The sequence below is a fragment of the Rhodopseudomonas palustris genome (assembly GCF_013415845.1).
Classification (GTDB): domain Bacteria; phylum Pseudomonadota; class Alphaproteobacteria; order Rhizobiales; family Xanthobacteraceae; genus Rhodopseudomonas; species Rhodopseudomonas palustris_F.
Window position 1 is genome coordinate 3,215,222 of sequence record NZ_CP058907.1, and the last position, 19,906, is coordinate 3,235,127.

Annotated in this window: 17 protein-coding genes; 2 read left to right on the top strand and 15 right to left on the bottom strand. The window is 66.4% G+C overall.

All coding sequences use genetic code 11. From position 1 onward, the window contains the following. Positions 1-4: 4 nt before the first annotated feature. The 8 genes from HZF03_RS14715 to dnaE all read right to left on the bottom strand — a co-directional run bounded on the left by HZF03_RS14715 (position 5) and on the right by dnaE (position 11,626). Positions 5-853: a phosphatidate cytidylyltransferase gene (locus tag HZF03_RS14715; RefSeq protein ID WP_119018658.1), complete on the bottom strand. Its 849-nt coding sequence runs from the start codon at positions 851-853 to the stop codon at positions 5-7. A gap of 5 nt (positions 854-858) precedes the next feature. After that, a complete protein-coding gene (locus HZF03_RS14720) occupies positions 859-1,617 on the bottom strand; it encodes an isoprenyl transferase (RefSeq protein WP_011158467.1) in 759 nt (252 codons plus the stop codon). A gap of 211 nt (positions 1,618-1,828) precedes the next feature. Next, the gene (gene frr, locus HZF03_RS14725; RefSeq protein ID WP_011158468.1) at positions 1,829-2,389 is read right to left on the bottom strand and encodes a ribosome recycling factor; all 561 of its coding nucleotides are present in this window, start codon (positions 2,387-2,389) and stop codon (positions 1,829-1,831) included. A 65-nt stretch (positions 2,390-2,454) separates the two neighbouring features. Continuing rightward, positions 2,455-3,171 carry a UMP kinase gene (gene pyrH, locus HZF03_RS14730; RefSeq protein WP_011158469.1) on the bottom strand — a complete coding sequence of 239 codons (717 nt, stop codon included), beginning with the start codon at positions 3,169-3,171 and terminating at the stop codon, positions 2,455-2,457. 67 nt (positions 3,172-3,238) lie between these two features. Then, complete coding sequence (gene tsf / locus HZF03_RS14735; protein WP_011158470.1) at positions 3,239-4,165, bottom strand: translation elongation factor Ts; 927 nt, start codon at positions 4,163-4,165, stop codon at positions 3,239-3,241. A 124-nt stretch (positions 4,166-4,289) separates the two neighbouring features. Further along, positions 4,290-5,285 (bottom strand): 30S ribosomal protein S2, encoded by a 996-nt coding sequence (locus tag HZF03_RS14740; RefSeq protein WP_119018659.1) that lies wholly within the window; start codon positions 5,283-5,285, stop codon positions 4,290-4,292. A 234-nt stretch (positions 5,286-5,519) separates the two neighbouring features. Beyond that, positions 5,520-8,009 carry a caspase family protein gene (locus HZF03_RS14745; RefSeq protein WP_119018660.1) on the bottom strand — a complete coding sequence of 830 codons (2,490 nt, stop codon included), beginning with the start codon at positions 8,007-8,009 and terminating at the stop codon, positions 5,520-5,522. A gap of 161 nt (positions 8,010-8,170) precedes the next feature. After that, positions 8,171-11,626 (bottom strand): DNA polymerase III subunit alpha, encoded by a 3,456-nt coding sequence (gene dnaE / locus HZF03_RS14750; RefSeq protein ID WP_119018661.1) that lies wholly within the window; start codon positions 11,624-11,626, stop codon positions 8,171-8,173. Between the two features lie 489 nt (positions 11,627-12,115). Here dnaE and HZF03_RS14755 point away from each other — a divergent pair, with 489 nt between their 5' ends. Continuing rightward, positions 12,116-12,358 carry a DUF3551 domain-containing protein gene (locus HZF03_RS14755; RefSeq protein WP_119018662.1) on the top strand — a complete coding sequence of 81 codons (243 nt, stop codon included), beginning with the start codon at positions 12,116-12,118 and terminating at the stop codon, positions 12,356-12,358. A gap of 108 nt (positions 12,359-12,466) precedes the next feature. Then, on the top strand, positions 12,467-12,721 hold the full coding sequence (locus tag HZF03_RS14760) for a DUF3551 domain-containing protein (protein ID WP_012496362.1): 255 nt from the start codon (positions 12,467-12,469) through the stop codon (positions 12,719-12,721). A gap of 196 nt (positions 12,722-12,917) precedes the next feature. On the opposite strand, the gene HZF03_RS14765 is transcribed toward HZF03_RS14760, so the two are convergent. The 7 genes from HZF03_RS14765 to HZF03_RS14795 all read right to left on the bottom strand — a co-directional run bounded on the left by HZF03_RS14765 (position 12,918) and on the right by HZF03_RS14795 (position 19,644). Next, on the bottom strand, positions 12,918-13,616 hold the full coding sequence (locus HZF03_RS14765; protein ID WP_011158475.1) for an ABC transporter ATP-binding protein: 699 nt from the start codon (positions 13,614-13,616) through the stop codon (positions 12,918-12,920). Between the two features lie 11 nt (positions 13,617-13,627). Then, positions 13,628-14,908, bottom strand: a complete 1,281-nt coding sequence (locus tag HZF03_RS14770; RefSeq protein ID WP_011158476.1) for a lipoprotein-releasing ABC transporter permease subunit — start codon at positions 14,906-14,908, stop codon at positions 13,628-13,630. Positions 14,909-14,987: 79 nt separating this feature from the next. Continuing rightward, on the bottom strand, positions 14,988-16,304 hold the full coding sequence (proS, locus tag HZF03_RS14775; protein ID WP_012496365.1) for a proline--tRNA ligase: 1,317 nt from the start codon (positions 16,302-16,304) through the stop codon (positions 14,988-14,990). Positions 16,305-16,479: 175 nt separating this feature from the next. Next, on the bottom strand, positions 16,480-18,090 hold the full coding sequence (locus tag HZF03_RS14780) for a copper resistance CopC/CopD family protein (RefSeq protein WP_234832241.1): 1,611 nt from the start codon (positions 18,088-18,090) through the stop codon (positions 16,480-16,482). Then, positions 18,087-18,614 carry a YcnI family protein gene (locus HZF03_RS14785; protein WP_119018664.1) on the bottom strand — a complete coding sequence of 176 codons (528 nt, stop codon included), beginning with the start codon at positions 18,612-18,614 and terminating at the stop codon, positions 18,087-18,089. Before HZF03_RS14785 ends, HZF03_RS14780 begins: the two co-directional genes overlap by 4 nt. Then, a complete protein-coding gene (locus HZF03_RS14790; protein WP_119018665.1) occupies positions 18,614-19,153 on the bottom strand; it encodes a copper chaperone PCu(A)C in 540 nt (179 codons plus the stop codon). Before HZF03_RS14790 ends, HZF03_RS14785 begins: the two co-directional genes overlap by 1 nt. Before the next feature lie 128 nt (positions 19,154-19,281). Next, positions 19,282-19,644, bottom strand: a complete 363-nt coding sequence (locus HZF03_RS14795; RefSeq protein ID WP_234832242.1) for a hypothetical protein — start codon at positions 19,642-19,644, stop codon at positions 19,282-19,284. Positions 19,645-19,906 lie beyond the last annotated feature (262 nt).

Sequence of the window (19,906 nt, forward strand, 5' to 3'; positions counted from 1 at the left end):
TGCATCACCACACCATCAATCCGCGGCCAATACCATCCAGCGGTCCGCGCGTCAGCCCGATCAATACCGCCACCACGACCGCCGCCACATAGCCATCAAGCCGATCCATCAACCCGCCGTGGCCGGGAATGATGTGGCTGGAGTCCTTTACGCCGAACCGGCGCTTGACCGCGGATTCGAACAGATCACCGAGCTGAGAAACAGTTGAAAGGATCGCTGCAAGCACCAGCAGCGGCAGCATTTTTCCAACGCCCAACAGGGCAAAACCAGCCGCGATCACCAGGCTCAGCACGAAGCCGCCGATTGCGCCCGCCCAGGTCTTTTTGGGGCTGACCCGCGGCCACAGCTTCGGCCCGCCGATCCCGCGACCGGCGAAATAGCCGCCGATATCGGTGACCCAGACGATCAAGAGAATCAGCATCAAGGCGGCGAAGCCGTAGTCCGGATCGGCGCGGATCAGGATCGAGGCGACCAGGGCAGCCGCGGCGTAGCCCAATCCGGACGTCGCCCAACGGCGCTGCCCGCCGCCGAGCAGCGCCAGAACGGCAAGCGCGATGACGATCGCGGCAGCAGCCAGCCACGGCACACCAGCACCCAGCGCTGCACCGCAGACGACCAGACCGAGTCCGCCGACCCCGATGATCGGCCAGTCACGGCCGAGGCCGACGATGCTCAGCCATTCCAGCAGCAGGCCGACCGCCACGGCGGTCGCGAGCACCGCCCAGGGCCAGCCGCCGAGATAAGCGATCGCGATCGCGCCTGGCGCCAGCACCAGCGCAGCCGCAATTCGCAAAATCAGATTCCGGGACCCCTGCTCGGCCGCCGGTGCCGGCGCCGCCTTGTCCTGGCTCACGCGTGTCACGATCCTGTCTTGGCGGCCAACCCGCCGAACCGGCGCTCGCGCCGCGAATATTCGGCGATCGCGCCTTCCAGCGCGGCCTTGTCGAAATCCGGCCAGTGAATGGGCACGAATACCAATTCACTGTACGCCGCCTGCCACATCAGGAAATTCGACAATCGTTGTTCTCCGCTGGTGCGGATGATCAGGTCGGGATCGGGAATGTCGGGGGCATCGAGATAGCGACCGAGCGTCTCGATATCGATCGTCGCCGGGTCGCGCTTGCCCTCGGCGACTTCGCGCGCCAGGCGCTGCGCCGCATTGGCGATCTCCTGGCGGGAGCCGTAGTTGAACGCCACCACCAGATTGAGCTTGGTGTTGTTGCGGGTCAACTCCTGCGCCTCGTCGAGCATCGCGCACAGGTCGCGGTCGAGCCGGTCGCGCTCGCCGATCACCCGGATGCGGACGCCGTCGCGGTGAAGGGATGCGAGATCGTTGCGGATGAAGCGGCGCAGCAGCCCGAACAGGTCGACGATTTCAGTCGCCGGGCGCGCCCAGTTTTCCGAGCTGAACGAGAAGATGGTCAGATACTGGATGCCGAGTTCGCTGGACGCGCGGACCACGCGGCGGAGCGCTTCGACGCCGCGGCGATGGCCTTCGGCACGGGGTAGCCCGCGAGCGGCGGCCCAGCGGCCGTTGCCGTCCATGATAATCGCCACGTGCGCGGGCGCGCTCGGTGGGTCGGACGGATCAGGCAGAGGCGCGGCAGCTTTCGACATAGCTCATTCCCGAAGCGTCATCCCGCGAGAAGGTCACCGGCTCGCTGCCAGAAATTATTCGAGATCAGTAAGTTATAGTCGCCACAACGACAAGGCCCGAGATGTGCCCCCGGCCGCTGACCGGCCGGGTCCGAAAACGACGGCGATCCGTTCGGCCGGATCACCGCCGGGACGCGACCGGCGACCGCGTCCCGCACATACGGCCTAAAGGTTAGACCGTAAGGATTTCCTTTTCCTTGTTCGCGAGCAACTGATCGATCTCCGCGATCGCCGCGTCGGTGGCCTTTTGGACCTCCTGGTCGAGCCGCTTCTGATCGTCCTCGGAGATCTCGTGGGCCTTCTCCAGCTTCTTGATGGTGTCGAGGCCGTCGCGGCGGACATGGCGAACCGCGACACGGGCTGCTTCGGCGTATTTGTGCGCGACCTTGACCAGCTCCTTGCGGCGCTCCTCGTTGAGCTCGGGGATCCGCAACCGGATCACCTGCCCTTCAGTCGCCGGCGACAGGCCGAGGTTCGAATCGACGATCCCCTTCTCGACCGCCTTGACCATCGACTTGTCCCAGACCTGCACCGAGATCAGTCGCGGCTCCGGCACCGACACGGTGGCGACCTGGTTCAGCGGCATGTGGCTGCCATAGGCATCGACCTGAACCGGCTCGAGCATCGAGGCCGAGGCACGGCCCGTACGCAGACCGCCGAGCTCGTGCTTCAGGGACTGCGCGGCGCCCTGCATCCGCCGCTTCAATTCGTTGACATCGAACTTGTCGGACATACCCGCCTCTCTGGTTTCTCGAATCTCAAATCAACATCGCCGCGCGATGCGCGCGCGACCGCCTGTCAGCCCGCCACCACAGTGGCCCGTCCCGCGCCGCTCAGCACTGCGCCGATCGAACCGGGCTCGGCGATCGAGAACACGATGATAGGCAGCGAGGTTTCACGGGCAAGCGCGAAAGCCGTCGCATCCATCACCTTGTAGCCGCCGGCGAGCGCTTCGGAATGCGTGAGTTTCTCGAACCGCTTCGCATTCGGATCGAGTTTCGGATCGGCACTGTAAACGCCGTCCACATTCGTCGCCTTGAGCACCGCGCCGGCGCCGATTTCGGCAGCACGAAGCACAGCGGCAGTATCAGTGGTGAAATACGGATTGCCGGTGCCGGCGGCGAGCAGCGCAATGCCGCCTTCGCGCAGCGTCTGCTCGGCAGCGGCGCGCGTATAGAGCTCGCAGACTTCCGGCATCATCAGCGCAGCCAGCGTACGCGCCTTCTGGCCATGGCGCTGCAGCGCTTCGGCGAGCGCCAGGCAGTTCATCACGGTGGCCAGCATGCCCATGGTGTCGCCGGTGGTCCGGGACACGCCGCGGGCGGAAACTTCGACGCCGCGGAAGATATTGCCGCCGCCGATCACGACGGCGATTTCGATACCGAGGCTGCGTGCGGCAATCAGTTCGCCGGCGACCCGATCGATGGTGGCCTGATCGATACCGTAGTCCTGGGGACCGGCGAAGTACTCGCCCGACAGCTTGACCAGCACACGACGATAGATTGGCTCAGCCATGTTGCGGTCGCTCCCTTGAAGACTGGCTCCCGGCCCGAAGGCCGGGAGGATTTCGCGTAAACCGCGATTACTTCTGGCCGGAAGCGGCGGCGACTTCGGCGGCGAAGTCGCTGGTCTGCTTCTCGATGCCTTCGCCGAGCGCGTAGCGCACGAAACCGACGATCTTGATCGGAGCGCCGACCTTGCCTTCGGCTTCCTTGACAGCCTGGGCGACCGACTTGCCCTTCTCGTCGTGGATGTAGGCCTGCTCGAGCAGGCAGACTTCCTTGTAGTAGGTCTTCAGGCCGTTCTCGACGATCTTCTCGATCATGTTCTCCGGCTTGCCCTGCTGACGATACTTGTCGGCCATCACCTCGCGCTCGCGCTGCACGACAGCCGGATCGAGGCTGGTCGGATCGAGCGCCTGCGGGTTGGCGGCGGCGACGTGCATCGCGAGTTGGCGACCGAGCACGGCGAGTTCGTCGGCCTTACCGGCAGATTCGAGCGCGACGATCACGCCCATCTTGCCGGCGCCGTCGATCACCGCATTGTGGATGTAGCTGGCGACCACGCCCTGCGACACGCTCAGCGCGGCGGCGCGGCGCAGCGTCATGTTTTCGCCGATGGTGGCGATCGCATCCGCAATCGCGCCTGCAACGGTGGTCGAACCAACCGGAGCCGCGTTGATCGCGTCGAGGTCCGCGCCAACCTTGAGCGCGACCTGGGCGATCATCTTCACCAGGCCCTGGAACTGCTCGTTGCGCGCGACGAAGTCGGTCTCGGAGTTGACCTCGATGACAACGCCCTTGGTGCCGTCGGTGAGCGCACCGATCAGACCTTCCGCGGCGACGCGACCGGCCTTCTTGGCGGCCTTCGACAGGCCCTTCTTGCGCAGCCAGTCGATCGCGGCGTCGATGTTGCCATCGGTCTCGGCGAGCGCCTGCTTGCAATCCATCATGCCGACGCCGGTGGTCTCGCGCAGCTCCTTGACCATTGCTGCAGTAATCGTTGCCATCGCTAATAAGCCCTCTGCCTGTGAGTGCGACCGCGCAGCCGAAGCCCGCGGTTCGCAATCAGGAACACATCTCAGATTTTGACGACGGAACGATGCGGCCGGATTCCGGCCGCATCTCCCCGTATTACTCCGCCTCGGCGGTCAGCGACTTGGCCTGCGCCACCCAGGCATCGGCCCGGCTCGGCAGACCGAGCTCTTCGCCGATCTGATGCGCGGTGGCCTGGTCGAGCTCGGCGAGCTGCCAGAAGTGGAAGATGCCGAGGTCGTTGAACTTCTTCTCGATCGCGCCGGACACGCCCGGCAGCTTCTTGAGGTCGTCCGGAGTGCCGCGCGGGCCCGGCAGACCCTGGAAGGTGGTCGCCTGCGCCGCCGGCAGATCCTCACGCAGCGGCTGCGTCGCAGCACCGATGTCGATGCCGACGTCGCCCTGCGCACGCGAGATGCCGTCGATCACCGCACGGGCGACCAGATCGCAGTACAGCGCGATCGCGCGGCCGGCGTCGTCGTTGCCCGGCACCAGATAGGTGATGCCCTTCGGATCGCAATTGGTATCGACGATCGCGGCGACCGGGATGCCGAGACGCTGGGCTTCCTGGATTGCGATGTCTTCCTTGTTGGTATCGATCACGAAGATCAGATCCGGCAGGCCGCCCATGTCCTTGATGCCGCCGAGCGAGCGATTGAGCTTGTCGCGCTCGCGCTGCAGCTCCAGACGCTCCTTCTTGGTGTAGGCATTGGCGTCGGCCGAGCTCAGCACGTCTTCGAGGTGACGCAGACGGCGGATCGAACCCGAGATCGTCTTCCAGTTGGTCAGCGTGCCGCCGAGCCAGCGCGAGTTGACGAAGTACTGCGCCGAGCGCTTGGCTGCATCGGCAACGGCATCCTGAGCCTGGCGCTTGGTGCCGACGAACAGCACGCGGCCACCCTTGGCGACGGTGTCGCTGATCGCCTGCAGCGCACGATGCAGCAACGGCACGGTCTGGGTCAGGTCGACGATGTGGATGTTGTTGCGGACGCCGAAAATGTAGTCCGCCATCTTCGGATTCCAGCGATGCGACTGGTGACCGAAATGCACGCCAGCTTCGAGCAGCTGACGCATAGAGAATTCAGGAAGCGACATTGTATCTTCTCCGGTTGGTTCCTCCGGAAACGTGTGGGCAACCGTGCCAGACGAGGGACGAATCCGTTCGCGGCCCGGTGCCACCGGACGGCCTTGTGAGCCATGTTTCCGTGTGAGATGGCGCGCCTTATAGCGGGATTCCCCGATAACGCAAGGCGGAGCGGCCGAGATCGCTCCTGAAGGCGGCGGACCGCGTATGCCGCGATCCGCCAATTTTACCTGCCCTCACCGTTCTCAGCACTCCTTTGCGCCGGGCGGACAGCGTTTGGCGGGTCCCTGCGGCCGCGGCGGCGGGGCGGCCCTTGGCGGCGCCGGCGGCCGCGGCGGAGCTACATGGGGCGGCGGAGGTGCCGCGCGAACCGGAGCCGGCGGCGGCGCCATCCGCGGCGCCGCATGTTGAGGCGGTGGCGGCGGAGCAACCCGGGGAGCCACATGCATCGGCGGTGGGACCGGACGAGACACCGTCGGCGGCGCCGGGCGCTGGATCCGTGGAGCCGCAGGCGGCGGACGGCGGTCAACGGCTGCCGCAGGCGGCGGCCCCGCCGGTCTGGCGGGCGCCGTCACCGGCGGGGTCGGCCGCAACCTGGCGGTGGGAGCCTGCTGCTGAGGGCGAACAGCTTCGGGCCGAACGGCCGGGCCTCCGCCGGCCGGCGGCGTGCCTGCGAGCGGCTTCGGCGCCGATCCGGCCGATGGCGCGACGGTCCCGTTTCGGGCCGCAGCCGGGCCGCCCGGGCCGAGCGCTGGCCGACCAGGAGGTTGCGGCTGAGCAACAGACGGAATCCCAGGGCGAGCAGCGACACCCGGTGCAGGCGGCAATCCCTTGGTTCCAGGGACCGGCAGCCCCTGGACGGCGGGTGCAGCGCCGGCGGGCGCGGTTGGCGCCGGCCTGCCCTGCCCCGCTGGGGCCGCGACGGCTGGTCCGGTCGGTTGGCTCGGCGACGATCCAGGAGCCGGCGTCGGCGCGGAGACCGGAGCGGTCGTAGTCGGAGCCTGTGTCGGCGCGGCTGCGGGCTGCGCCAGCCGCGGGCCCTGCAGCTGAACGCCCGGACGTTGCGCAAACCCGCCGGGCGGCGTCGTGGCAATCGACGCGCTTTGCGGCACCGGTGCCTTACCCTGCTGGATCAGCGTGGCGCGATGCAGCGCGGCGGCCGGCAGCGCCGCGCCGAGTACTGCGCCTGACGCGACCGCCGCCGCGGTGACTGCCGGCGCAGGCGCGCCAGGGGTCGCAACCGCAGGCCCAGTCACCGGCGGGCTCACCACCGGCGCGGCCGGGTTGGCGGGAGCGGCCGACGGCTGGTTGATCACCTGATTGATCACGGTGGTGTTGTGGATGTTGGCGAAGATGATGTTGTTCGGCGGCGGCTGCACATAGACCGGCGGCCGGACATAGGCCGGAATCGGCACGAACAACGGCCGCGGCAGATAGAACAGGCCGATCGGCGGCGGCGGTGGCGGCAGCACCACAAAGTCCGGCGGCGGTGGCGGCAGGAAGAACACCGGCGGCGGTGGCGGCGGCGCGAAGTCGAACACCGGATCGCTGAACATCAGCACCGGACGGTCGACATAGACGATCTCGTCGGGCGGCGGCGGCGGCACGTCATAGTCGATCACCGTGAAGCTCGGTGGCGGCTCCAGTGCAGCGGCGAGGATCTCCAGCCGGCGCCGGGCGTCCGCCGCGTGCGGACCGCGCGGATAGCGGCGCAGATATGACCAGTAGGCATCCGGCGTATCGACGCGATACGTCCGCCGCCAAGTAATCGCCTCGCGCCGTGCGGCGACGATCGCCCTCACCCGCTTGGCCAGAGGATCGTTCGGATAGACCGCAAGAAAGTCTTCGTAAGCCTGCAGCGTGTCGCGATCGAGCGCCGCCGCATACGCTTCGGCGGCACCCATGTCGCGGATCGGCTTGCTACGCAGCGCCTGATCCGGCGCCGGCAGCGGCGGTGCATCGGGCGCGCGATCGAAGAACATGAAGTTCGACTCCACGCTCTGCGTATCCCACGGCACCTGCGCGCCCTTGGTGGTTTCATTGACGCGCAGCCGCACCCGATCGAACAGCTGCGGCAGCGTGAGCCCGCCGGTGCGGACCATCTCGGCCAACGCCTGCGCATAGACGCCGTAGGCGCCGCGCTCCTCCGGCGCCACGGTGCCGGGCGCGGCGTTGAAGGCGATCAGCATCTTCGGGTTCGGCTCGACCATGGCAAGACCCGAGGCGACCGATCCGCCGGGCACGAACGGCTGCTCGCGCGCCAGATCGAGCACCACGACACTGGTCTTCAGCGGCAGCGCCGCGAGCTGGCGTAGATAGTCGCTGATACGCAGGCCTTCGGTCGGAATCTCCGTGTCGCGCGACAGCCGCGAGTCGACAGGGATGAAGTAGTTCTCGCCGGCGTACTGCACGCCGTAGCCGGCCAGATACACCGCCGCGACGGTGTCGGGACCAGAGTCCTCGGCCTTCTTCACAAAGTCGCGAAAGGCGCCGCGCAGCGTGTCGCCGTCGAGGTCGCGGGCACCGCTGACGTCGAAGCCTGCCGCCTGCAAGGTTTGCGCGATCAGGCCGCCATCATTGGCGGCGGTCGAGAGAGGCGCCTTGGCATAGGCACCATTGCCGATCACCAGCGCGATGCGCTTTTCCTGCTGCTGTGCAGCCGCAGGACCAACCGGCCCGGCGATCAGAACAACGAGGACGGTGGAGACGACCGAGAAAAGATGATTGAGACGCATGGCCGGGACCCGTTGCAAGGGCGCAGCCGGAACCGGCGCAGCGCCGCGGATCGCATTTCAGCGCGTCCCAATCTGAATGGCGATTGAACAAGCCGCGAGCGGTTCGCGGACAAATACCGCCCTCGCCGTCCGTATTCCGTGGCGCGAGAACAAGGCCGTGGTCACAGCGTTTCGACGTGCTCGACGCCCGTCACCGCCTTGATCGCACCGGCAATTTGCGGCGACACGTGGTAGCGCCCGGGAATATCGAACTCGACCTCGGTCTGCGGATCAAGCCGCAGCACCAGCGCAATGTTGCCGCCCGCCACCTTGGTCTCGGGCGGCTGCAGCCGCTTGACGACCGAGTCGAGGAACTTGGTGTCGCGGAGGAAGATGCGCAGGCCCTTCTGAGTCTTCGCCGCCGCGGCGTCGAGCGGCTCGGCATGCAGCACGCGGGCGCGAACGTCCTCGCCCTGGAGTTCGGCGCCGAGCTGCATCAGCACCGCGGCGCCAGGCTCCAGCACCTCGCGATATTGCGCCAGACCTTCGGAGAACAGCACCGCCTCGAAATGCCCGGTCGGATCCGACAGGCCGATGATGCCCATCTTGTTGCCGGTCTTGGTGCGCCGCTCCATCCGCGACACCACTGTGGCGGCGACCTTGCCGGCGGTGGCGCCGGATTTCACCGCCTTGCAGAATTCCGCCCAGGACTGCACCCGCAGCCGCTTCAAGGCGGTGGCGTAGTCGTCGAGCGGATGGCCTGACAGGAAGAAGCCGATCGCATCGTATTCGCGGCGCAGGCGTTCCGCCGGCAGCCACGGCTCGAGCTGCGGCAGGATGATCGATGGCGCGTCCGCCAGACCGCCGAACATGTCGTTCTGGCCGCTGGTCGCGGCTTCATGATTGCGCTGGCAGGCCGCGACGATCGCATCGGCGCCGCCGAACACACGGGCGCGGTTGGAATCGAGGCAATCGAACGCACCGGCGGCAGCAAGACATTCGATGACGCGCTTGTTGATGGCGCGCGGATTGACCCGCGCGGAGAAGTCCGCGAGCGAGGTGAACGGCCGATCGCCCCGCGCCTCGACGATCTGCTGCACCGCCTGCATGCCGACGCCCTTCAGGCCGGCGAGCGCGTAGAAAATCGTATTCGGGCCGACCTCGAAGGTCGCACCGGAGCGATTGACCGACGGCGCCTCGACCTTGATGCCGAGCCGCTGCGCCTCGGCGCGGAATTCTGACAGCTTGTCGGTGTTGTGGATTTCCAGCGTCATCGACGCGGCGAGGAATTCCACCGGATAGTGCGCCTTCATATAGGCGGTGTGGTACGATACCAGCGCATAGGCGGCCGCGTGGCTCTTGTTGAAGCCGTAGTCGGCGAACTTCGCCAAAAGGTCGAAGATGGTATCGGCCGCGTCCTTGGCGACGCCGTTCTTCACCGCGCCTTCGACAAAAATCGCGCGCTGCTTGTCCATCTCGGCGCGGATCTTCTTACCCATCGCGCGGCGCAGCAGGTCGGCGTCGCCGAGCGAGTAGCCAGCCATCACCTGCGCGATCTGCATCACCTGTTCCTGGTAGATGATGACGCCGAACGTCTCCTTCAGGATCGGCTCCAGCATCGGATGCAGATATTCGGGCTCCTCGTCGCCGTGTTTGCGGGCGCAGTAGGTCGGGATGTTCGCCATCGGGCCCGGCCGATACAGCGCCACCAGCGCGATGATGTCTTCGAACCGGTCGGGGCGCATGTCGATCAGCGCCCGCCGCATGCCCGCGCTTTCCACCTGGAACACGCCGACGACATCGCCGCGGGCCAGCATCTGATAACTCGGCGCGTCGTCGATCGGCAGCGTGTGCAGGTCGACATGGATATCGCGCTGCTTGAGCAGCTTCACCGCGACGTCGAGCGTCGTCAGCGTCTTCAGGCCGAGGAAGTCGAACTTCACCAGACCCGCCGGTTCGACCCATTTCATGTTGAACTGGGTCACCGGCATGTCGGATTTCGGATCGCGATACAGCGGCACCAGGTCGCTGAGCGGGCGATCGCCGATCACGATGCCGGCCGCGTGGGTCGAGGCGTGGCGGGTCAGGCCTTCGAGCTTCTGCGCGATATCGAACGCGCGCGCCACGATCGGGTCTTCGTCGCGCGCCGCCTGCAGCTTCGGCTCGCCTTCGATCGCCTGCTTCAGGGTGATCGGCGCCGCCGGATTCTGCGGCACCAGCTTGGTCAGCTTGTCGACCTGGCCGTATGGCATCTGCAGCACGCGGCCGACGTCGCGCAGCACGCCGCGCGCCTGCAGCGTACCGAAGGTGATGATCTGCGCCACCTGATCGCGGCCATAGCGATGCTGCACATACTCGATTACTTCGCCGCGGCGATCCTGGCAGAAGTCGATATCGAAGTCCGGCATCGACACGCGTTCCGGATTGAGGAAGCGCTCGAACAGCAGGCCGAACCGGATCGGATCGAGGTCGGTAATCGTCAGCGAATACGCCACCAGCGAGCCGGCGCCCGAACCACGGCCCGGACCGACCGGAATGCCATGGGCCTTGGCCCATTTGATGAAGTCCGACACGATCAGGAAGTAGCCCGCGTATTTCATGCGGGTGATGACGTCGAGCTCGAAGGCGAGCCGCTTGTTGTAGTCCTCCTCTGTCGTCCCCGGCGACAGGCCGTGAACGCTGAGCCGCTTGGCGAGGCCCTGCTCGGCCTGGCGGCGCAGCTCGGCCGCTTCGGCGGCGGCTGCTTCCGCCGCGTCGCTGACGCTGGCGCCGACGGTGAACAGCGGCAGGATCGGCTTGCGGGTCAGCGGCCGGTAGGCGCAGCGCTGTGCGATCTCCACCGTCGATGCCAGGGCCTCGGGGAGGTCGGCGAACAGCACCGCCATCTCGGCGCGGGTCTTGAACCGGTGATCGGGCGTGAACTGAATGCGATCGGTTTCGGCGATCAGCTTGCCGGATGCGATACACAACAGCGCGTCGTGTGCTTCGTAGTCCTCGGTGCTGGCGAAATGCGGCTCGTTGGTCGCGACCAGCGGCAGGCCCTTGTCATAGGCAAGATCGATCAGCCCGCCTTCGGCACGGCGCTCGGCCTCGGTGCCATGACGCTGCAGCTCGACATAGAGCCGATCGCCGAATGCCTGCTGCAGCCGCTCGCAGCGCTGCGCGGCGAGCGCCGGATCGGTCAACATTGCCAGCGAAATCGGCCCATCCGGCCCGCCGGTCAGCGCAATCACGCCGTCGGTTTCGCCTTCGAGCCACTCCAGCTTGACGTGCGGCACCTGGTTGACCGGCGTTTCCAGGAACGCCCGCGAGTTCAGCCGCATCAGGCTGCGATAGCCCTGCTCGCGCGCCGCCAGCAGCACGATCCGCGCCGGGGTCGCCAGCGCACCGTGGCGGGAGTTCGGATCCTGGTCGCCGAAGTCGATACCGAGTTCGAGCCCGACGATCGGCTGGATGCCGTAGCCCGACAGCTTGTCGGAGAATTCCAGCCCGCCGAACATGTTGTCGGTGTCGGTAAGGGCCAGCGCCGGCTGGCGGTCGGCCTTCGCCAACTCCGCAAGCTTGGCGATCTTCATCGAGCCTTTCAGCAGCGAATAGGCCGAGTGGACGTGCAGATGGACGAATCCGGCGTTGCTCATCGGCGCGGCGGCTCTTCAGACAAACGTGCGGGTTGGGACGAGTGGTTTGCGGAACCGGTCGCCGTGACGGCACCGACTCGGAAGCCCAATGGTGGGCTCCCTCCCCCTTCACCGCAAGCATCGGCGGGGATCTTATCCCCGCTATGCCGAAGCGGTCGCAACGCAGCCAACGATCAGGCCTGCGCCAGCACCTGAGCCCACACCGCCACCATGCCGATGAACAGTGCAATCGACGTCAGCGCCGCAGCTTCTTGGATGAAGATCTTCAACATCGTCCGCCTCCCTGACCTTGTGAACATAACAAGAACAATGTTCTCATTTCGTTCTAGAGTCAAGCAAGCGGCCGGCGCAGCAACCTGGACCGTTAACGAGACGTTACTATCCCCGAAATTCACCGGCGCGGCTCGCATTGACGGTCATTCGGGATTGGCGCACGGATCGAAGGCGCGCGGCTTGTGAAACCGCGCGCCGCAGCTAGCGGAGACGACGATGCGAATGGGAGCGATGGTGCTGCTGGCCGGGTTGGCGCTGCCAGGAGCGGCTGCGGCGCAGCCTTACGACAACTATCCGGTCTGCCTGCGGGTGTACGGCCCAGTGCGCTACGACGAGTGCCGCTACACCTCGATCGAGCAGTGCCGGCCCGCCGCCTCGGGCATCGCCGCCCAATGTCTCACCAATCCATGGTATCAGCCGCTGGCGGGGCCGGCCTCGCGCCGGGCCCGGCGGCATTGAGCCGGCGCATGTGCGCCGACCCTGCGCCGTCATAGATTTCTGTCACACTCTCGGATGCGCCGAGTCGCTGCCACCGCGACCGGCTGCTCAACAAGGATCCGAACGAAGATGCGCAAGCTGCTCCTGATCGCGATGCTCGCCGGCCTCGGCCTGACCACCACCGCCGAGGCGCGGGATTATCCGGTCTGCCTGCGGGTGTATCAGAGCTATCACGACTGGTACGACGAGTGCAGCTACGACACCATGGCGCAGTGCCGGATGTCGGCCTCGGGCCGCAGCGCCGATTGCATGACCAACCCGTGGTACACCGCGCCGCAGCAGCAGCCGACCAAGAAGAAGCGCAAGCATCGCCGCCAGCAGTGAGACGAGTGCGAAGGCCCCGAGGCGCCTTCATTCCGGGGCGCGCGCAAGCGCGAACCCGGAATCCCGAGATGTTCCGCGTTGACGCCCTTCACCCTGCACCGCGGGATTCCGGGTTCGCTTGCTGACGCGAGCGCCCCGGAATGACGGCTGAGGCAATCATGGCCGGGCCGCAATGACCTGCTGAAGCCGAGCCGTCCTATTCCAGCTCGACCACCACGCCGTCCTGCAGCGAGACGCGGCGGTCCATGCGGGCGGCGAGCTCCATGTTATGGGTGGCGATCAGCATCGCCACCTGGGTCGCTTTGACCAGCTGCATCAGCGCGTTGAACACATAATCGGCGGTGTGCGGATCGAGATTGCCGGTCGGCTCGTCGGCGAACAGCACGCGGGGCGCGTTGGCAACCGCGCGGGCGATCGCGACGCGCTGCTGCTCGCCGCCTGACAGCTCCGAGGGCCGATGGGTGATGCGGTCGGCGAGCCCCAGATAGGACAGGATTTCCTTGGAGCGGCTGATCGTCTCTTTGCGCTTCAGGCCGCGGATCATCTGCGGCAGCATCACGTTTTCCAGCGCGGTGAATTCCGGCAGCAGCCGGTGCGACTGGTAGACGAAGCCGATATCGGTGCGGCGGATCTGGGTGCGCTCGGCATCGGTCAGCGCCGACGTCGCCGCGCCGCTGACATAGACCTCGCCCTCATCGGGATGCTCAAGCAGCCCGGCGATGTGCAGCAGCGTCGACTTGCCCGAACCGGAGGGCGCCACCAGCGCCACCGACTGCCCCGCCCATAGCGCCAGCTTGGCACCGTCGAGGATCGTCAGCGTCGCCTCGCCTTGCGAATACTGCCGCTTGATGTCGTGAAGGTACACGACCGGGATGTCTTCGGCGCCCTGCTCCATCGTGTTTCGCCTTACTCGTAGCGCAGCGCGTCGACCGGATCGAGGCGCGCGGCGCGCCACGACGGGTACAACGTGGCGAGGAACGACAGCGTCAGCGCCATGATCACCACCGCGCTGGTCTCGGCGAAATCGATCTCAGCCGGCAGCTTCGACAGGAAATACAGCTCCGGCGAGAACAGCTCGGTGTTGGTGACCCACGACAGGAACTGCCGGATCGACTCGATGTTCATGCACACCAGCACGCCGACGAAGAACCCGGTCAGCGTGCCGACCACACCGATCGCGGCGCCGGTGATCAGGAACACCCGCATGATCGAGCCCTGGCTCGCCCCCATGGTGCGCAGGATGGCGATGTCGGCCCCCTTGTCCTTCACCAGCATGATCAGGCCGGAGATGATGTTGAGCGCCGCCACCAGCACGATCAGCGTCAGGATCAGGAACATGACGTTGCGCTCGACCTGAAGCGCATTGAAGAACGTCGAGTTGCGCTGCCGCCAGTCGACCAGAAACACCGGCCGCCCGGCCGCCTCAGTCACCGCTTTGCGGAAGACGTCGATGCGGTCGGGGTTATCCGTATAGACCTCGATCGCGGTGACGTCGTTGGCCCGGTTGAAATACGCCTGCGCTTCCTTCAGCGGCATGAACACAAAGGTCGAGTCGTATTCGGACATGCCGATCTCAAACACCGCGGCGACCTTGTAAGGTTTGATCCGCGGCGTGGTGCCCATCGGCGTCACAGCGCCGCGTGGCGCCACCAGCGTGATGCTGTCGCCAGCGTGCAGCGACAGCTGATCGGCGAGCCGGCGTCCGATCGCGACGCCCTGGCTGTCGTCGAAGCCTTCCAGCGTGCCCTGCTTCAGGTGATTGGCGATCGACGACAGCCGGTTGAGATCGTCGGCGCGGATGCCGCGCACGAATACGCCCGAGGCGTTGAACGGCGACGATGCCAGCGCCTGGCCGTCGACCACGGGAGCTGCCAGCTTGATGCCCTGCACGCCGCTGAGGCGATCGGCGACGTCCTTCCAGTCGGTCAGCGGGCTTTCCAGCGGCTGCACCAACAGATGGCCATTGAGGCCGAGAATCTTGTCGAGCAGCTCTTTGCGGAAGCCGTTCATCACCGCCATGACGATGATCAGCGTCGCCACCCCGAGCATGATGCCGAGGAAGGAGAAGCCGGCGATCACCGAGATGAACCCCTCGCGCCGGCGCGCACGCAGATAGCGCCCGGAAATAAGCCACTCGAATGGCGCGAAAGGAGGAGTTCGAACTGGGTCGTTCATGGCGTGATCCATAGTCCGAATTTCACACGATTCGGGCTTTATCTGGCCGACGCCGCCCTCGCCGTTCAGGCCCGCGGTGGATAAGTGCCTATTACGTCAGTCGTGCGACCACATCGGCGAGCGCGAGATTTTCACGCGACCCGTCGCTGCGGCGCTTGAGTTCGACCTTGCCTTCGGCGAGTCCGCGCGGACCGACGTGGATCTGCCACGGAATGCCGATCAGGTCTGCGGTCGCGAACTTGGCGCCGGCGCGCTGATCGGTGTCGTCATACAGAACGTCGACGCCCTTGGCCGACAGCTCGCGATAGAGCTGGTCGCAAGCCGCGTCGGTCGCAGCGTCGCCCTGCTTCAGATTGAGGATCGTCACCCGGAACGGCGCCACCGCCTCCGGCCAGATGATGCCGTTGTCGTCATGGCAAGCTTCGATGATCGCACCGAGCAGCCGCGACACGCCGACGCCGTAGGAGCCGCCGTGGATCGGTGCATCGGTCCCGTCCGGACCGGTGACGTTCGCCTTCATCGAGTCGGAATACTTGGTGCCGAAGTAGAAGATCTGGCCGACCTCGATGCCGCGGGTGTTGAGGCGGTTCGCCTCCGGCACTTCGCTCTCGTAGCGCGCCGGCTCGTGGACGTCCTCGGTCGCCGCATAGACCGAAGTCCACTGCTTGATGATCGGGGTCAGGTCGCCGTCGTAATCGACGTTCTCGTCCGGCACCGGCAGGTTCAGCACGTCGCGGTCGATGTAGACGCCGGACTCGCCGGTCTCGGCCAGCACGATGAACTCGTGGCTGAGATCGCCGCCGATCGGGCCGGTCTCGGCGCGCATCGGAATCGCCTTCAGGCCCATCCGCGCGAAGGTGCGCAGGTAAGCCACGAACATCTTGTTGTAGGACTTGCGCGCGCCGGCTTCGTCGACGTCGAACGAGTACGCGTCCTTCATCAGGAATTCGCGGCCGCGCATCACGCCGAAACGCGGACGCTGCTCGTCGCGGAATTTCCATTGAATATGATAGAGGTTCAGCGGCAGGCTCTTGTAGGACTTGATGTAGGCCCGGAAGATCTCGGTGATCATTTCCTCGTTGGTCGGGCCGTACAGCAGTTCCCGCTTATGCCGGTCGGCGATCCGCAGCATCTCCGGACCGTAGGCATCGTAACGGCCGCTCTCGCGCCACAGGTCAGCGAGCTGCAGCGTCGGCATCAGCAGCTCGATCGCGCCGGCGCGGTTCTGCTCCTCGCGGACGATCTGCTCGATCTTCTTCAGCACCCGATGGCCGAGCGGCAGCCAGGCGTAGATGCCGGCGGCCTCCTGCCGCAGCATCCCGGCGCGCAGCATCAGCCGGTGCGAGACGATCTCGGCCTCCTTCGGGTTTTCCTTCAGGATCGGCAGGAAGAATCGCGACAAACGCATGGGATTTGCTCGGAGAATCGGGTGGAATTTGATGTTGCGCCAGTGAAACCGGATCGGACGCGAAAACACAAGGGCGGGAGCCGCGCAACTCGGCAATTCGGGCCGGATTGGCCGCTGCTGAGGTCGGTGCGGGACCGTCGCGGTCTAGCACGGCGGCCGGGTGCTCGGCACCCGACTATCGAATCACGATCGGGGCTTCGAGGTTCACCTTCTCGAAATCCGAGATCAGGATGCCGAGCATCAGCGTCCATTTTCCGGGCACGGGCGCCGTCAGCCGTGCCCGCCAGGGTCCGTCCGCCGTCTTCCGCGCTTCGGCGCTGAGCGGCTCGATCCCGGCGTCAGGCTTGGCCAGCGTCACGGTCAGCGCCTGCGCGGCAAGCGGCGCCTCCTCGGCCGTCTGCAGCAGCAGCACCTCGATCTCGACAGGCCCGGCTCGGGCGGGCGCCAGCGTCACCGTGGCCGTCGCCCGCTCGGTGTGGAGATGCACGACCTCCGAGGGTGCCGTGGATTGAGATACGGCGCTACGCGGCGGCGGGGTGAACCGCCACAGCCCGACCACGCCCAGAATCGCGATCACCAGCACCAGTTCGGCCGCGATGCTGGCCCGCATTCTCCGCACCGTTGTTGCTTCGCCGGCTAGCAGGAGCGGCGTCAACCTGACTCGGTTCCACAACGCCAGAGCGAGCAACACCACGACCAGCGCCAGCTTCGCGATCAGCACCCGCCCGTAATCGCTCTGCCACAGCGCATCGATCCGGCCGAGTTCGATCGCCGCCAGCGCGATGCCGCTGATCAGCAAGGCCACGATCGCCAGCGGGATCGCCTTGGAAAATCGCCGCAGGGGCGCCGGCGCCGCATCGCGCCTGCCCACCGCGATCGCTAGCGGTAGCAGCGCGCCGATCCATAGCGCCAAGCTGACGCCATGGACCCAGACCGCAGCGCCGGAGAGTGAGCGCGGTCCGGCCGTGGCCGCATGGCCGCTGACCGCAAACGCCGTTCCCAGGCTCACCACCGCGCCGAGCGACAGCAACCGCGCGTTCCAGCCGCGCCAGCGCAACGCCGCAAGCGCCAATACCAATGCAAGGCCCGACAGCGTCGCGGCGTCGCCAAACGATCCCGACGCCCCGGCTCTCCAGACGGCGGCATCGCCGAGCCGGGCCAGCGGCAGATCCAGCGCATCCAGCCCCTGCAGGCCAGCCGACAACACGACGGCGGCCAGGCCGACTAGCGCAAGTCCCGCGGTCAGCATCCCAGCGCCCGCGAGCGGCACTGCAGCGATCCAGGCCAGGAACGCCGCGCCGCCGACGGCGGTGAGCAGCGTGAAGCCGACCAGGATGCGCGTCGCCCAAATCGCGGTGCGGCGCACCGGATCGTCCGGCACGACGATGGGCGGCAGCCTTTGGCCGGGCGTCCCGATCCAGAACGTCAGCGCTCCGCCGATCGGGTGGCCATCGGCGGAGATCACCCGCCAGCTCAGCACATGGGCGCCCTCGCTCAGCAGCGCAGGCGGCGCGAACCGGAGCGTCGCGCCATCCTGGTCGATCGCGGTGATCGCCTGGCTGCGGCCGCGCGCGTCGATCAGTTGCAGCAGCAGCGCCGTGACCGGTTCGTTGAAGGTCAGCGAGAAAGTAGTAGGCGACGTCGCCAACACGGCTTCAGAAGCAGGGTCGCTGGCGACGAGGCTTGCATGCGCCGCCGCGAGCGCCGGCCACAGGACCACGACAATCGCCGTGATCCAGGCCAGCCAGCGCCCGCGGCTCCGCATCCGATGGCGAATCGCCGTCACGGCGCCTTCGGCTTCAGCCGCAGCGCCGGGGCCGGCTCATGTAGGACGTCGGACTTCTGTCCCGCTGCGGGAATTTCGATCCAGCGCGAAACTCCCTTCTCGCATTCCTGCACCACCGGGAAGTACAGCGTCTTGCCGGCGGCATCAGGCAGTTTCATCACCAGGCCGAAGGTGTCGTAGAGGTTGTCCGGGAGCGGACCGCCGCGCCAAGTCACTTCGTCGATGGTTTCGGTGATGGTCTTGCCGTGCAGCTTCGGCTGTTCGCCTTCGATCTTGCGGGTCTTGATCTCGACCGCCCAGCCCGGCTTCATCTGCGGCTTCACCGACAGCACGCCACCCGGAATCTTGACCCGCACCGCGACTGTCGCGGTGCCGTCGCAGCCGTGCGGCACGCTGAGCGCCGCTTGGAAGTAATTGCCGGCCACCGCCTCGTTCGGCTGCAACGTGACGTGGGCCAGCGCCGGCGCGGCGCCGAACGCAGCGGCCGCAAGGGCCGCCGCTGCTGTTACCGATCGGGACCGCATTACTTCTTCATCCCGTGGCCGCTGTGATCCATCGTGCCATGGTCCATCTTCATCATGCTGCCGCCGGTATCGCCCGGCGCCTTGGCGCCGACGCCTTCGACGTCGAGCGTAACCTGCACCTTGCCGGCCTTTTCGAACTGCAGCGTCATCGGCACCTTGTCGCCCTGCTTCAGCGGGCCTTTCAGATCCATCAGCATGATGTGGTAGCTGCCCGGCATCAGCGTAACGGTCTTGCCGGGCTCGATCGGCAGGCCCTTGTCGAGCGGGCGCATCTTCATCACGCCGTTGTCCATCGACATCTCGTGGATCTCGACCTTGCCGGCGATGTCGGCAGTGCCGGACACCAGACGGTCGGCGCTGCTGCCCTTGTTCTCGATGGTGAGGAAGCCGCCGGCAACCTTGGCGCCGCCGGGGGTGGCGCGGCTCCACGATTGGCTGATCACCAGATCGCCGGCCTTGACCTCGGCGGCCTGCACGGCGGCGGTGGACAGCAAGGTGGCGACGGCGACGGACGCAACGCTGCGGATGAACATCTTCATGGGTGGGTCTTTCTGTCAGTTGAGGTTAGTCAGAACGGAAGCGGCGGCAGGCGCGTTCCCCGCGGTTGCAGGGCGACGACGCGCCGTCCGGCGATTGTCGAGGATGGGAAGAGCGGCGGACGCCGCGGTCAGGCGGAGACTGGGACCAGAGCCGGCGGCCCGCGCGCCTGAGCGTCGACGAACGAGCGATGGTCGATCGCCGACGGCTCAGCCAGATGCCAGACCACTTCCTCGGCAAACCGCGCCACGACGAAATCCTGCGGCGGCGGCGCCGGCACCGGCGCACCGTTGAGGCCGACGGCGCAGATCGCGCAGCAGCCGGAGTCGTGCCCCGACGGTAAAGCGGCGTGTGACGCTTGCCCTGGCCTCGCCATCTCGGCGCACAGCGGCGCGACGCCGACCGGATCGGCGATCGCGCTGGCGATGAAGCGCACGGCACCGATCGGCGCCAACAGCTGCACCAGCACCACCACGGCAACCAACGGAATCAACCGCCCGAGACGTCGGCGCAGCGCAGACAGTCCTTTGTGCGGGTGAATTATCATGCAGGTCGGTTGCGTTCGGTTGGGAAACGCAGCATCGCACAGCCCGGCAAGCGCGCCAAACGAAACTGCAAACCGCGTGCAGCTGGCGAGTTCTCGTTCATTTCACGTCTTGCCTTAAATTTGAACATTCGTTGCTGAGAATGATGACAAGGCGCTTGGAATAGGCTACCAATATGACCACAGGCTGAGCCTTGCGGCAAAAGTCTGA